12 protein-coding genes and 1 tRNA gene are annotated in these 14,528 nt (G+C 64.8%); 5 read left to right on the top strand and 8 right to left on the bottom strand.

Annotated features, from left to right (window positions below):
• Positions 1-25: 25 nt before the first annotated feature.
• From VFB33_01815 to VFB33_01785, 7 genes are all read right to left on the bottom strand, one after another.
• Complete coding sequence (locus VFB33_01815) at positions 26-1,204, bottom strand: acetate/propionate family kinase (GenBank protein HZO80402.1); 1,179 nt, start codon at positions 1,202-1,204, stop codon at positions 26-28.
• An 87-nt stretch (positions 1,205-1,291) separates the two neighbouring features.
• Positions 1,292-3,658, bottom strand: coding sequence for a phosphoketolase family protein (locus VFB33_01810; GenBank protein HZO80401.1), 2,367 nt, complete (start codon positions 3,656-3,658; stop codon positions 1,292-1,294).
• A 329-nt stretch (positions 3,659-3,987) separates the two neighbouring features.
• Entirely contained in the window at positions 3,988-6,393 is a 2,406-nt protein-coding gene (gene ppsA, locus VFB33_01805; protein HZO80400.1) for a phosphoenolpyruvate synthase, read from the bottom strand.
• Positions 6,394-6,517: 124 nt separating this feature from the next.
• Positions 6,518-7,399: a hypothetical protein gene (locus tag VFB33_01800; protein HZO80399.1), complete on the bottom strand. Its 882-nt coding sequence runs from the start codon at positions 7,397-7,399 to the stop codon at positions 6,518-6,520.
• A 106-nt stretch (positions 7,400-7,505) separates the two neighbouring features.
• Entirely contained in the window at positions 7,506-7,964 is a 459-nt protein-coding gene (locus tag VFB33_01795; protein ID HZO80398.1) for a hypothetical protein, read from the bottom strand.
• Between the two features lie 13 nt (positions 7,965-7,977).
• Positions 7,978-8,559, bottom strand: a complete 582-nt coding sequence (locus tag VFB33_01790; protein HZO80397.1) for a hypothetical protein — start codon at positions 8,557-8,559, stop codon at positions 7,978-7,980.
• Between the two features lie 34 nt (positions 8,560-8,593).
• Entirely contained in the window at positions 8,594-9,052 is a 459-nt protein-coding gene (locus VFB33_01785; protein ID HZO80396.1) for a nuclear transport factor 2 family protein, read from the bottom strand.
• A 310-nt stretch (positions 9,053-9,362) separates the two neighbouring features.
• Here VFB33_01785 and VFB33_01780 point away from each other — a divergent pair, with 310 nt between their 5' ends.
• The 3 genes from VFB33_01780 to VFB33_01770 all read left to right on the top strand — a co-directional run bounded on the left by VFB33_01780 (position 9,363) and on the right by VFB33_01770 (position 11,839).
• Positions 9,363-10,157 carry an alpha/beta hydrolase gene (locus VFB33_01780; GenBank protein HZO80395.1) on the top strand — a complete coding sequence of 265 codons (795 nt, stop codon included), beginning with the start codon at positions 9,363-9,365 and terminating at the stop codon, positions 10,155-10,157.
• Between the two features lie 36 nt (positions 10,158-10,193).
• A complete protein-coding gene (locus VFB33_01775) occupies positions 10,194-11,591 on the top strand; it encodes an LLM class flavin-dependent oxidoreductase (protein ID HZO80394.1) in 1,398 nt (465 codons plus the stop codon).
• A 173-nt stretch (positions 11,592-11,764) separates the two neighbouring features.
• A tRNA-Arg gene (locus tag VFB33_01770) sits at positions 11,765-11,839 on the top strand.
• Between the two features lie 540 nt (positions 11,840-12,379).
• Here VFB33_01770 and VFB33_01765 read toward each other — a convergent pair.
• Positions 12,380-12,661, bottom strand: a complete 282-nt coding sequence (locus VFB33_01765; GenBank protein HZO80393.1) for an RNA-binding protein — start codon at positions 12,659-12,661, stop codon at positions 12,380-12,382.
• 305 nt (positions 12,662-12,966) lie between these two features.
• On the opposite strand from VFB33_01765, the gene VFB33_01760 reads away from it, so the two are divergent.
• Together VFB33_01760 and VFB33_01755 are read left to right on the top strand one after the other, a co-directional pair.
• Positions 12,967-13,287, top strand: coding sequence for an RNA-binding protein (locus VFB33_01760; GenBank protein ID HZO80392.1), 321 nt, complete (start codon positions 12,967-12,969; stop codon positions 13,285-13,287).
• 972 nt (positions 13,288-14,259) lie between these two features.
• Positions 14,260-14,499, top strand: a complete 240-nt coding sequence (locus VFB33_01755; GenBank protein HZO80391.1) for a hypothetical protein — start codon at positions 14,260-14,262, stop codon at positions 14,497-14,499.
• Positions 14,500-14,528 lie beyond the last annotated feature (29 nt).

Raw genomic sequence — 14,528 nt, 5'->3', positions numbered from 1 at the left:
TCCGCCGCGCCGCCGGCTGCCCGCGTCATCCGCCGCCGAAAACGGTGCGATGGGTATGCCGCGCGATCATCAAGTCTTCATCGGTCGGGATCACCCGGACCACGCATCGGCTGTCAGGCGTGCTGATAACGTCGGCGTGCCGATCGTTACGTCCGCGGTCGATGCTGATGTCCAAATGTTCGAGGCCTCGGCAGATCTCCAACCTGACCGGCGCTGCCCGCTCGCCGATGCCGGCGGTGAACACCAGCAGATCAAGGCCGCCCAGCGCCGCCGCCAGCGCGCCGATCGTTTTGCGCACCTGGTAGCAGAACATCTCGACCGCCTGCGCCGCATGTGAGTCCGTCTGTCGCTTCTCAAGCAGCAGCTTCATGTCCGAGCCGACCCCCGACACCCCGAGCAGCCCTGACTGATGGTTCACCAGGCCCTCGAGCGCGTCCGCGTCAAGGCGCTTTTCCCTGAGCAGATAGAGCAGGATGCCTGGGTCGAGATCGCCGCTGCGGGTGCCCATCATGAAACCGCCGGTGGGCGTGAATCCCATCGTGGTATCGAGCGGACGCCCGTCGCGCACCGCGGCCATACTCGCGCCGTTGCCCAGATGAGCGATGATGATGCGCGGCGGGGCGGCGTGGCCGAGCGCCTGCATGACGTACTCGTACGAGATGCCGTGAAAGCCGAAGCGGCGGATTCCGTCGTCCCATAGCGCGCGCGGCAGGGCGAAGCGCTCGGCTATCTCGGGCATCCGGCGATGGAACGCCGTATCGAAGCACGCCACCTGCGGCATACCGCGGTAGCGAGCGGCCGTCGATTCGACGCCGGCTATCTCGCCCGGTAGATGGAGCGGCGCGAAAGGGACGAGCCGGCGTAGATCCTCCATCAGTGCCTGCGTGATCAGTTCAGGTTCGACGTGGCTGACACCGCCGTGCACCATCCGATGACCGGCCGCCTCGGGACGCGGCAGGCGCAGCCGGTCGATCTCGTCGTACAGCGCAAGCAGCGGATCGAGCGAGCCCGAAAGATCGCGCTCTTCGTCGCACAGCATCTTTCCGCGCCCGTCGCTTACCCATAGGCGACCGCCGCGCGAGCCGACCTCCTCCGCCGCGCCCTTCGCAATCAGTTCCTCCCTACCCTCGGCGAGCCTGAACAGCGCAAGCTTGCGCGAGGACGAGCCGCTGTTGTGACACAGAATCACGCGCGCGTCAGCCACGGCCGCCGCTCCCGCTCTGCGCGGCTGCACTTCCGCGACCCGGGCGACACATCCGACGTCCCTTGGTCAATGGCCACTTGCGCATGCTCAGTACGGCCATTTCCATTTCGCGATCTCGTCCCGGTCGACGCCGTTTTTCAATGCATATTCGAGGTTCTCGTGGATCTGATTCTTGAGCCAATCCTTGACGTGAGCGCCGGTGGCCTGGAGTCGGGGAACGCGATCGATGACGTCGATCGCGAGGTTGAAGCGATCGATCTGGTTGTTGATCGCGAGTTCCAGCGGCGTGTTGATGCTGCCGAATTCCTTGTAGCCGCGCACGTGCATGTTGGCGTGGTTGGTCCGCCGATAGGCGAGCTTGTGAATCAGCCACGGGTAGCCGTGAAAGTTGAAGATGACCGGCTTGTCCACGGTGAAGAGGCTGTCGAAGTCGCGGTCGGTAAGGCCGTGCGGATGCTCCGTGTGCGGCTGCAAGGTGAACAGATCAACCACGTTGACGAAGCGAATCCTGAGATCGGGAAATTTCTCGCGCAGGATCGCCGTCGCGGCCAGCGCCTCGATCGTCGCGACCTCGCCCGCGCTGGCGATGACGGCGTCGGGCTCGTGCCCCTGGTCGTTGCTGGCCCACGGCCACAGCCCGATTCCCTTGGCGCAGTGAGTAGCCGCCGTTTCAATGTCGAGGAACTGGAGGTGAGACTGCTTGTCGGCGACGATCACGTTGATGTAATTGGTGCTGCGCAGACAGTGATCGGCGACGCTGAGCAGGCAGTTGGCGTCAGGCGGCAGATAGATCCGCGTCACCCGCGGGCTCTTGTTGGTAATGACGTCGATGAAGCCGGGATCCTGATGGGTGAAGCCGTTGTGATCCTGGCGCCATACCGTGGAGCTGATCAGGATGTTGAGCGAGGATACCGGCGCGCGCCAGGCAACTTCGGCGCGCGCCTTCTCCAGCCACTTGGCGTGCTGGTTTACCATCGAGTCCACCACGTGCGCGAACGCCTCGTAGGTGTTGAACAGCACGTGGCGCCCGGTCAGCACGTAGCCTTCCATCCAGCCCTCCAGTGTGTGCTCGCTCAGCATCTCCATCACGCGGCCGTCGGGCGCGAGCGCGCCGCCGTCGGCGTCCTCGGGCCTGAGCCCGGCGAGCCAGGTCTTGCCGCTGACTTCGTAGATCGCATGCAGCCGGTTGGAGGCGGTTTCGTCGGGTCCGAAGACGCGGAAGTTCGACATGTTGTCGCGCATCACGTCGCGCAGGAACTGGCCCAGCACGTAGGTATTCTGCGCCTCGACCTGCGCGGGCCGGGCCACCGCGACCGCGTAGTCGCGAAAGTCAGGCATCCGCAGCGGTTCGCGCAGGCGGCCGCCGTTGGCGTGCGGATTTGCGCTCATCCTGCGCTCGCCCGCCGGCGCGAGCGCCTTGAGCTCGTCAATCGGCGCGCCCCTGGAGTCGAACAGCTCGCGCGGCCGGTAGCTCAGCATCCATTGCTCGAGCAGCTTGAGATGCGCGGGATTCTCGGCCACTTCGGTGATCGGCACCTGATGTGCGCGCCAGAAACCTTCGACGCGGTGGCCGTCGACTTCCGCCGGCGCGGTCCATCCCTTGGGCGAGCGCAGGATTACCATCGGCCACCGCGGACGGCGCGCGCTCCCGCTGCGCCGCGCCTCCTGCTGGATCGAACGGATCTCGGCGACGCAGCTCTCCAGCGCCGCGGCCATCGCCTGATGCATTGTCGGCGGATCGTCGCCCTCGACCAGGCAGGGGCGGTAGCCGTAGCCGACAAACAGGCTTTCAAGCTCGTCGGCCGGGATGCGCGCGAGAATCGTCGGATTGGCGATCTTGTAGCCGTTGAGATGCAGGATCGGCAGCACGGCGCCGTCGCGGATCGGGTTGAGAAACTTGTTGGAGTGCCAGGAGGTCGCGAGCGGCCCGGTTTCCGCCTCGCCGTCGCCGACCACCGCGGCCACGATTAGATCGGGATTGTCAAAGGCCGCGCCAAAGGCGTGCGAAAGGCTGTAGCCAAGCTCGCCCCCCTCGTGAATTGAGCCGGGCGTCTCGGGCGTGCAGTGGCTGCCGACGCCGCCCGGGAACGAGAAGCGCCGGAAGAGCTCGCGCATCCCGACCTCGTCCCGGCTGCAATCGGGGTAAACCTCCGAATAGGTTCCCTCTAGCCACGCGTTGGCGAGCACCGCCGGCGCGCCGTGGCCGGGTCCGGAGACGTAGAGCACGTTGAGATCGTGCTCCTTGATCAAACGATTCAGATGAACCCAGATGAAGCTCTGGCCGGGATCGGATCCCCAATGGCCGAGCAGGCGGCGCTTGATGTGCTCGGGCCGCAGCGGCTCCCTCAGCAGCGGATTGTCCCGCAGGTAAAGCATCCCGACGCACAGGTAGTTGCAGGCGCGCCAGTACGCGTCGATCAATTCGAGCTGCTTCGTCGAAAGCTTCGGCGCCATGATGGTCCTCGCAAACTCTGGCTTGTCGAGCAAGCGCGATCGCGCCGCCGATCCCATGCTAGCCGACGCGCCGCCGCCAAGTAACGCGCGAAGGAATTTCGTAAGCGCGGCGGCTCACGATGCGGTGAAAGATTTACAAGGAGCCAGAGCTTTGCTCGGGCCCCATCGGCGAGACCCTCCCCGGCATTTTTAGCTTCCGGCCCGCCTCAACCGACACGATCGCCGCGCCTCAGCCGAGAGCAGCTCGATACACGAGCGAAACCTTGGCCCACGTGTCGATCACGCTCCCCTTCTTATCGCCAGCGATCATCAGCGCGGGCTCGAACAATTCAGCTCGCGGCCAGTCGCAGCGCAGGCTCTGCTTCGGCGGCGGCCACGTGCTGCTTGACCCGCACGAAGCTGTCGGGGCTGACCGAGATCGAGTCGATCCCCGCCTGCACGAGGAAGCGCGCGAATTCCGGATGGTCGCTGGGCGCCTGCCCGCAGAGCCCGACCTTGCGATTGAGCTTGTGCGCTCCCCGGATGACCTCGGCGATAAGCCGGGTCACGGCGTCGTTACGTTCGTCGAAGAGCGCGGCGAGCGCCGCCGAATCACGGTCCACGCCGAGCGTGAGCTGGGTCAGGTCGTTGCTGCCAATCGAAAAGCCGTCGAAGCGCTGCGCGAACTGCTCCGCCAGGATCACGTTCGACGGTATCTCGCACATCACGTAAACCTGAAGCCCGTCCTCTGCGCGTCGCAGCCCGTTGTCGGCCATCACCTGCAGCGTGCGGTCGGCCTCCTCAAGCGTGCGGCAGAAGGGGATCATCACGACCACATTGCGCAGTCCGATCCGTTCGCGCACCTGGCGAATCGCGCGGCATTCGAGTGCAAAGCCTTCGCGGTAGCCTTCGCTGTAGTAGCGGCTTGCGCCGCGCCATCCGAGCATCGGATTCTCCTCCGCCGGCTCGAACTGGCGGCCGCCGATGAGGCGCGCGTATTCGTTGGTCTTGAAGTCGCTCATCCGGACGATCACCGGCGCCGGGTAGCGCGAGGCCGCGATACGCGCGATTCCGCTGGCGAGGGTGTCGATGAAATAGCCCGTTCTGTCGGCATGGCCGCGGGTCAGCCGTTCGATCTGTCGGCGCGCGGCGGCCTCGGCGAGCTGGTCGAACCGGACCAGGGCCATCGGATGAATCTTGATGATATTGCCGATGATAAACTCCATGCGGGCAAGCCCGATTCCGTCCGCGGGCAGCCGCCACCAGCGCGTCGCCGCCGCCGGATTGGCCATATTCAGCATCACGCGCGTGCGCGTGCGAGCAACCTCCTCAAGGGCAAGGTCGCGTACCTCGAAATCGGCCGCACCGTCGTAAACGTAGCCGGTGTCGCCCTCCGCGCACGACACGGTGATCTCGCGCCCGCTTTCGAGTACGGCGGTCGCGTTGCCGGCGCCGACGATCGCCGGCAGGCCGAGCTCGCGGCTGACGATCGCGGCGTGCGAGGTTCGTCCGCCGTGGTCGGTGACAATCGCGGCGGCACGCCGCATGATCGGCATCCAGTCCGGATCGGTCATCCGGGTGACCAGGATCGCGCCGTCCTTGAAGCGAGCAATCTCGGAGGGGCTTTGGAGTTTGCACACCGCGCCGACCGCGATCGCGTCGCCAATCGCGAGTCCGCTCAGCAGGCGGTCGCCCTTGCGCTTGAGGACGAAGGTCTTGAGCGAGCCGGCTTCCTTGCGCGACTGCACGGTTTCCGGACGCGCCTGCACGACGAAGAGCTCGCCGCTGTCGCCGTCCTTGGCCCACTCGATATCCATCGGACGGCCATAGTGCGCTTCGATCGCCACCGCCCATCGCGCGAGCGTCAGGATGTCGCTGTCGCTGAGCACAAAGCGCGACCGTTCGTCCTTAGGTGTGGCGATCTTTTTGGTGGTTGTGCGCCGTCCGCTGCCGTAAACGATTTTTTTCGCCTTGGCCCCCAGCTTCTTCTCGATGATCGGTACAAGGCGCTGGTCGTCGAGCAACGGCTTGAACACGACGTATTCGTCCGGCTCGACCATCCCCTGCACAACCGCCTCGCCCAGCCCCCACGAGGCGTTGATCAGCACGGTGGCGGGAAACCCGGTCTCGGTGTCGATCGAGAACATCACGCCCGCGCTGCCGCGGTCGGAATGAACCATTCTTTGGACGCCGACCGAAAGCGCGACCTTCATATGGTCGAAGCCGTGGTTGTCGCGATAGACGATGGCGCGGTCGGTGAATAGCGAGGCGAAGCATCGGCGCACGGCGTCGAGCAGGCTCCTGTTGCCACGGATATTGAGGAAGCTTTCCTGCTGGCCGGCAAAACTCGCCTCGGGCAGATCCTCGGCGGTCGCGCTGCTGCGCACGGCGACATCGAGCCCTTCGATTCCCGCATCCGCGCAGAGCTTGCGGTAGGCGGCGCTGATGGCGTCGGCCATCGCGGGTGGGAACTTGCCGCGCGCGATTGCATCACGAATCCGCCCGGCCGCGGCGGGCAACGCCAGCTTCCGCACCTTTAGATCGGCGAGTGCGCTGGTGATTTCGGGCCGCAGATTGTTGGCGTCGAGAAAGGCCCAGTAAGCCTGCGCCGTGACCGCGAAGCCCGGCGGCACCGGAATACCCTGGCTTCGCAAGTTGCGGGTCATCTCGCCGAGCGAGGCATTTTTCCCGCCCAAGCGCCGGACGTCGGAAGATCCTTCGTCAGAGAACCAGATTACATAATTATTTTCGCTCATTATGCGCTCTCCGCTGCGCGGGTCCGAGGCAGTCGAAGTGACGCATCAACCGTACCAAGCGGCGCGCAGAGGCAGGCAGTGACTCAGGTAGCGCGCGCAAACGGTGGTCCGGAGGCCCGACGACTTAATCCGCGCGCGGCGCGCTCCAGATAAAGGCGTCGCGCCCGGGCGCGTAGTTCAAATTGCTCTGGGCCGCGTCGCGATTGATCAGCGGGCGCATGAAGAGCGGGTGGCGCATGCTGCGCACCTCGTGCTCGATGGTGAACAGCACCTCGTTCGAGCCGGGCTCGACGATGTTCTTGAAGCGGTACTGATGCTGGTCGCTCTCCTCCGAGATGAGCCCGCGCTCGCGCAGGCGGCGGTACGGGCCCGAGAAGTCGGCGACGTAAACCTGGATATGATGGCCGTCGTAGGGCGCAAGCGGACAGTCGGTTTCGCGGAATATCAGCTCCTGCCCTGGACCGACCCCGACCCGCGCGCATCGGCCGGGTTCGTCCTCGGCGATGTGCGCCGGGGTTGCGATTATCTCGCGGTAGAAGCGCACGATCCCGTCGGCGCTGCCGGCGGGCACGTCGAACTCGACGTACGGAATGCCGAGCGTGATCGGCCCGAAACGCTCGTCAGGCTCGTGGCAGCGGATACGGTTGCCCCACGGACAGACCGCCTCGAGCACGCCCGCCTCCTCGTGGAACTGAAAGCACGTGCCGTCGAGATGCTTGGCCGCGCGCTCCAGGCGTCTGAGCAGCGCGCGCCGGTCGGGAATCACAAGGCCGACCCGGCCGCGCTGGATCTGCGCCCTGGCTGCGGTCGGCAGATGAAACTGGCAGCGCCCGACGTTGATCCACATGTTGTTGGCGCCGGTCATCAGAAATGGATCGCGCGTCAGGCCGAGCGCGGTGACATAGAAGATCGTTGCCAGGCGCTGATCGGGCACGGTGACGTTGACGTGCTCGAGCGCGACCACGTTGCCCAGATCCTCGGCGGCTCGATCGTAAGTGACATCCATGACGACGACCTCCCCGGAGTTGTGGCCCACAAGACGCCGGACGCCGCGCGCGCCGCCCGCGCATGATTGTCGCGCAAAGGCCGCGCGCGTCAAACGGATCGGCGCCTCAGCGTTCCTCGACGCAGCACTGTTGAATTTCGCCCTGCGCCTTGTCGGTGTCCTGCGGGTCGAGCTGCGGATGGCCGCGCAGGACGCCCCATGAGATCCGCTCGCGGATGTAATAGACGCGCGGTTGGGCGTCGAGGTCGACGTCGTCGGCACTCTCCGCGCCCTGGACGTGACAGACGACATGGCCGGCGGGCAGGATGAAGGCGTGGTAGCCGCCCGGGCCGATCCGCGCGCTCTGGCCGCCGCACGTCACCGGCGGGCGGAGCAGCGAACCCGCGTAGCTGTAGGGCCGATACACATAGATGGTCGCGTTGTCGGGGGGCGCGGTGGCGCGCTGGAAAGGCGGCCCTTGCGCGGCGCATCCAGCGAAGATCAAGGCCAGCGTCAGGGCCGCCGCAGCGAAGCGCCCGCGCATCGGCTCGCCATTTTGATCGCGCCGCGCAGGAACCTGATTCATCTTCGGGCGGCGCTCATTGAATCGAATGGTCGGAGGGCGCAGCCGGGTGCGCGGACCGAGCGGCGATCGCCTGCGCGAGGCGGCCGGCGTCGGCTTCGAGCTGCGCGTCAATCTTGTGCCGCACGGCGACGCGCGCCGCCTCCTCCAGCTCCCTGTGCGTCGGCGCCGCGTAAAGGCTGTACGACCGCCATACGCGTGCCTTGGCGGTGTAGTCCCCGATAATTTTCTCGCCGTCGGTGATCGAAAGCGACGCGAACGCGGTGACTCCATACTCGCCGAGCGGTGCCCCGGCGTAAGTGCTCGGCGCGAGTGCGGTCGCGAGCATCGAGTCGTGGCGCTCGTCGTGTGTCAGCTCCTCGCGATACATGAACGTGACCGGCGACGTAGCAGAGAGCGAGAGCGCGACGTCGGGCGGAAGCTGGTCGGGATCGCCCTGGGCAAGGCGGCCCCTGAACGGTAGCGGTCGCGCCGGCGCCGCCGCCTGCGCCGGCGGCGGCGTGGAGACCAGCTGCCGGACGGCGCATCCGGCGGCGCCCGCAGCCAACACCAGCGCCAGCGCGTAAGCGCTTATTGCGCGCCCCTTGTCCGAGAGCATGGCGGGGGAGAGGTCACACGCTCGCGTTGCAAGGCTACGGCTGCGCCCAGCCCTTTTCGTACGGCGCCGCCATCCGTCCGATCGCGCGCAGATGCTTGAACTTCCATTCACCGTTGAGCTTGACGTAGTCGTCCTCGTAGCGTGCGGCCAGCCACAGCGCCCGGTTGCCCTTGCGGAAAGTGAAGGGCCCCATGAAGTACCACGAGCCGTGCGCACGATCGCCGTTCACTTCAATTATCGGATTCATCACGTTGTGCTGCGAGAAGCTGATCCGCTCGCGGAAACCTTCGAACAACCTGCGGATCGCGGCATGCCCCTGATGGCGCCCGATTCCATCAACGCCCTCCCAGATCCCGTCCTCGGCGAACAGCGTCGTGATCTTGTCCGGATTGTGATCGTCGTCGCACACGGCGCAGTAGCGCGCCTTGAGCTGCTTGATCGCCTCGGTATCCTCGAGAATCGTGATGCGCCTGGCGAGTTCGGCGATGTCCATCGTCATTTGTCCTTTCGCGCTGGCCTTCCGACAGCCAGCATGCGGCGGTTAGGGAAAATAGGCAACCTTGCCGCGGGAGGTCGCGCTTGTGCGGCGACCGACGTTTCGCGCGCAGGGTCGCCTTTGCCGGCGCTGGTACTCAAACCGGCGGATGGGCTAGGTTAGGCGAGGAACGCCGCATGGCCGCCGCTCGCGCTCCAGCCGATGCAGGGCGCGGCATCACGGCTGCGCATTCGCGTTCCTCAAAACGCGCGCGTGGAGGCGACCGCCGGGCGCTGACCGCCGCCGCGGACCACGGAGGGTTCATCAGATGGCAGAAGAGTGGGCCGAGGAAATCACCCACGTCGCGGGGACTGACCTCGCAATGATCAGGGGCGGACGCGGCAAGCCGCTGCTCGTCCTGCACGAGGAGCTGGGGCATCCGGGATGGCTCAACTGGCACTCGACGCTGGCCAAGGAGCGCACCCTGCTGATCCCGATCCAGCCCGGCTTCGGCAAATCGCCGCGGATCGAGGCGATCCGCAATGTCCACGAAGTCGGCCTGTTCTACTCCTGGATGCTGCGCGAGATGGAACTCGCGCCGATTGACGTCGTCGGTTTCTCGCTCGGCGGATGGATCGCGGCTGAGATGGCGAGCGCCAACCCGCGTCAGTTCCGCCGGATGGTGCTGGTCGCGCCGATGGGGATCAAGCCGCCCGAGGGCGAAATCTTCGACATTTTCGCCGTCACCCAACGCACGCCGCTTAACCTCAGCGTGTACGATCATGAGATGACGCCCGAGTTCAACAAGCTCTACGGCGGCGAGCGCACGCCCGAGCAGTTCGAGGCCTTCGAAGACGCGCGCACCGAGACCGCGCGCATCGCCTGGGAACCGATCCTGCACAACCCCAGCCTGCCCTACTTCCTCGGCGGCGTAAGCGGCCTGCCCACCCACATCGTATGGGGACGCGAGGACGCGCTCGTGCCGGTGAGCGCGGCGGAGGCCTATCGCAAGGCGCTCAGCAACACTGAGACCCGCGTGACGATCTTCGACCATTGCAGCCATCGGCCCGAGATCGAAAAGTCCGCTGAGTTCATCAAGCTGCTCAAGGAATTCCTGGCCTGAGGCCCAGCCGATAGCGTGAGCTGAAGGAGACAAGCCATGCATATTATGTATTTCACCGAGCGCCCCTACCGCGAACTTCCCGAAGAAGAAGTAATCAAAAACCGCAGCTTCTTCGGCGTCCCCAACCGCTTCTTCGATCACGAAGTCGGCGCGCGCCTGTACAACGAATATCTCGACGAAGCCGTCTATGCCGAGGAGATGGGCTTCGACGGCATCATGCTCAACGAGCACCACGGCACGCCGTTCTGTATGGGCGCGGTGATGAACGTGGAGGCGGCAATCCTCGCGCGCATCACCAGGAAGGTGCGCATCGTGCTGCTCGGCAACCCGCTGCCGACGCTGAAGAACCCGCTCCGGATGGCCGAGGAGCTGGCCGAGATCGATCTGATCTCGCGCGGGCGGCTGGTGCCCGGATGGGTGCGCGGCGCGGGCAGCGAGCAGATCTTCAACAACGCCAACCCGGCCTACAACCGCGAGTATTTCAACGAGGCGCACGACGTCGTGATCGCCGCATGGACGCGGCCGGGACCGTTCCGGTGGGAGGGCAAACATTTCACCTACCGCTTCATCAATCCGTGGGCGCTGCCCTACCAGAAGCCGCATCCACCGATTTGGATTCCCGGCGTGATTAGCCCCGAGACCGTGGTCTGGTGCGCGCAGCATCGCTACCCGTACATCGGCCTGGGCACCGCGCTGCAATCGACGGTCGAGCTGTGGAACCTTTACGGCGACACCGCCGCGCAAGAGGGCTACCTCGCGGGCACCGAGAACTTCGGCTACCTCCAGCAGATCTTCGTCGCCGAAACCGAGGAGAAAGCGCAGGAGCTCGGCAGGGCTGCGCTCTTCGGCGGCGGCGCGGCAAACTTCTCGCGGCCTGAATGGACGTTGCCCCCAGGCTACAACTCTAAGGAGGCGACCCGCCGGCTCGCCCGTCAGGCCACCGACTACGGCTTCCTCGGCATCACCAGCGAGAAGCTCAGGGAGGCCGGCAGCGACCATGACCAGCACCGCGACCCGCACAAGGCCGACACGCGCGAGCGGCTGCGCCGCGGCGAGGTCAGCGTGGAAGAGGCCAAGCGCAAGATCTACGCGAATTACCAGAAGGCGCAGGACGGCCTGCAAATCATCATCGGCACGCCCAAGACGGTTATCCCCAGGCTGCGCCTGATCATGGAGGTGCTCCATCCGGGCGTCTTCGGGCTGTTCCAGGCGCAGGGGCCGCTCACGCTGGAGCAGCGCATGACCAGTATCCGGCTGATGGGCCAGGAGGTGCTGCCCGCGATGCGCGAGATCGCCAAGGAGCTCGGCATCGTGGATCCATTCGAGCGCAAGCCCGGCTCGCGGCCCTACACGGCAGGCACCAGGCGCGATCCGCTGGTCGATCTCGAAGCGCTCAAGCGCGCGCCCAAGCGCGACGAGTCGGTGCGCGTCTAGCGCGCCGGGGCGCCAGGCCTGCGCGGTCTAATCGAGCGGCGGCGGACGGCTCACCCGTCCACCGCCGCGGCGTTCGCAGTCGCGAACGCCGCGGCGAGCGCCGCAAGCGCCCGCCGGCGGGCGCTTGTGGCGCTCGCGCGCCTGATATAATTTTTGCCCTCTGCCTCAGCGCCGCCCCGGTAGTGAAAAGGACATCACGGAGGTCTCCGGAACCTCAAGTCCGGGTTCGACTCCCGGCCGGGGCACCACAAGGCTGCACGCGCCTGCGAGTTCGGCGGCCGCGGAAATTTTGCCGGCTACGGCATTGCGCAGGGCCGCAAGCCTTTCGTCGCGGTTATCCCACGTAATGCCTGAGCGCCTGATCGAGGACTGGAAATCAAATTTACTGCGGTGCGCGTCTTTAGCGCTTGTCTGAATTGTTGCCGGCTTATTCCCGGCGGAATTATGCATGCCGAACGGCGCGTTCAGGCGCCGACAGCCTTGTACAGCCGCTTGCGATCTTCGTCGTCCTTTTCGCGGAAGAGGCGGGGACATCCTTCGGATAGCCACCGATCGCTCACGCTGTTTTCCAACGCCCGACCGCTTCCATCGACGGCCCACATGTCGCGGCTTGCGGCGGTAAAGTGATGGAAGCTGCGGCCGCATCTGCGGCATCTGTATACGAGCCTTGAGCCGCGCGCCGCCGACCAGTCGAGCATCTTGACCGCAAAATCGTGGGTTTCCCAATTATTGACTGCTACCATTTGAATTCAGACCTCGCTGGAAACCGCACCGGGTACAGCCGCGGGCTAGGATTGCACCGCCCGATTGCGGGCCTTGCCATTTTTTAGCGACGGCGCGGCTTCGATCTTTATCTGTTGGCCGTTGAGCCGGGTGTTGTTCAACAAGCTGAAAGCGAGCGCAGCGTCTGCAAGCTCCGCCATCTCCACGAAGCCAAACCCGCGACAGAGTCCGGACGCCTTATCCGTAACTGCCAGCGCTCCCAGGACCTCTCCCGCGCGCGCGAAATGCTCCAGAAGGTCTCTACTGGTAACTGAACTGGCCAGATTGCCGACGTACACCTTGGGCATCACCGATCTCCTTGAGCATCTCAAGCGGTTCGGATTGTCCCAACAGGCGACCCTGATGGTCTGGGGGCGGACCGTATCCGAAGGCAAGTGAGACCACTTTATTCTCTGCCGCGGAGGAAGTACATCCTGGGTGAACCGGAACCTGACACGCTCGAAAATCAGCCCTCGAGGCAGGGGGTATCTTTAGCGCGGTCGAAGGTATATGCTTGGTGTTAAACGTTCGGACGTTCCTTTCACACCTACCCGGGAATGAGCCCGGGTTCTCTGTTCGGAACCACCCCGGCATAAACTCTCGGAGGGGCAAAATGCCCAGCAAATTATACGTAGGCAATCTGGCCTACTCGGTATCCAATGACGACCTCCACGAACTCTTCTCTCAAGCCGGCCAGGTTCAAAGCGCCACGGTGATTACCGACAAGTTCTCGGGGCAATCGAAGGGCTTCGGCTTTGTCGAGATGGCGACTTCGGAAGAAGCCGCCAATGCGATCCGCCAGTTCAACGATTCCGAACTAAAGGGCCGGAACATCAAGGTGAACGAGGCCAAACCGCGCGAATCGAGCTTCGGCGGAGGCAACCGCGACCGCAACAGCGGCGGCGGCGCGGGCCGAGGCCGAAACCGCTGGTAACCGCCGCGCCGGCGCGCGAGCGCACCTTGGTTTGATACGCTGATGGCCAGGTCCGGCGCACCGCTCGAGGGAGCGCCGGACCTGGTCACCGATCCGGACCCGTAATCAATCGGGATCGCGTCGGCGGTCCTGAACAGCGCCCACAACGTCGATCGTGCTGGAGGCAGGTTGCATGGATAAACGCCAGAGAGAACGCTCCCGCAGACAGAAGCAGCAGCAGAAGGAGCAGCGTCGCGCGGAGCGCGCGGCTGAACGCCAGAAGCGCGCGCGCGAGGGCGGCAAAGACGCAGACCTCGAAGGAATCGTTCCGGGACCGCAACCCGGTCAGATTATTGACATGTCCTGATCTTTCCCAGTTAGCCCGCACCTTTGCCCGAATAGACAAGCGAACTTAGTTCTCACCGGCCCGCATTGTCGGACCGGGCGCTACTCGAGCGCCCCGTTCCCTTCTCGAATTGATGCATCTCTTTCGGCCGATTCGAGGCCGCGAAAGCTCAGATCAATCTCGCGCTATCCTGCGGAATAGCTTGCATGCGCGGTGATCGACGATGGACAGTCCCAGGTCGTTTCATACAATCGGCGCGCGGGAGTGCCGAAAGCCGCGATACTCAATTGAACGGGGAAGACTTTGCGCGGTTCGCTCACTCTAGTAATCGTGGCTAGACTGGAGCACAAATGTCGAGACGTCAGAGTCGCATGGCGGCGACCTGCTGACCGCGGCGAGCGTGAGCTGGAAATGGCTCTACGGCGATTTCCGCTTGGTCTTGTCGCGCTCGTTCGCACCCCGAACTACAACCGCCACTACATGCCGTTCACTTATTACCCAATCCCAACCGCTGCCGCGCCGGTAACGCGGCATGCGCGGCGGCGCCGAAGATCCGGAGTCCTGCCGTTTGCGCGCAGAGCATTTTCTTGACCCGCCGCCTAAAACATGTATTGTGAAGAAAGCTTTACGCTTCGGCGAAAGTCATGATGCGAACCATCTTCGGCAAACCCTCGATGCTCGGTTCGGTATCGCCGCTGCAGATGCTGCGCGGCATGTTCGACATCTCGCTGCAATGGTGGCGCGAGTCGCCACTGCTTGGTGCTGCGCGCTTGTCACTGATCGTGGTGACAATTTGGGGCCTTGCGCATCTGCCGGCGAATCCGAGCGTGGGGACCGTGGTCGCCGGGCTCGGCATTCTCGGGCTTTACGCTATCGGCAGACGATAGACGCCCATAGAGACGTTTACTTGCTTTGC

It is taken from the genome of Candidatus Binataceae bacterium, assembly GCA_035650475.1.
In the GTDB taxonomy this organism is placed as follows: domain Bacteria; phylum Desulfobacterota; class Binatia; order Binatales; family Binataceae; genus JAKAVN01.
The sequence above is the reverse complement of the archived record's forward strand: the minus strand, read 5'-3'. Positions and strand labels throughout refer to the sequence as shown.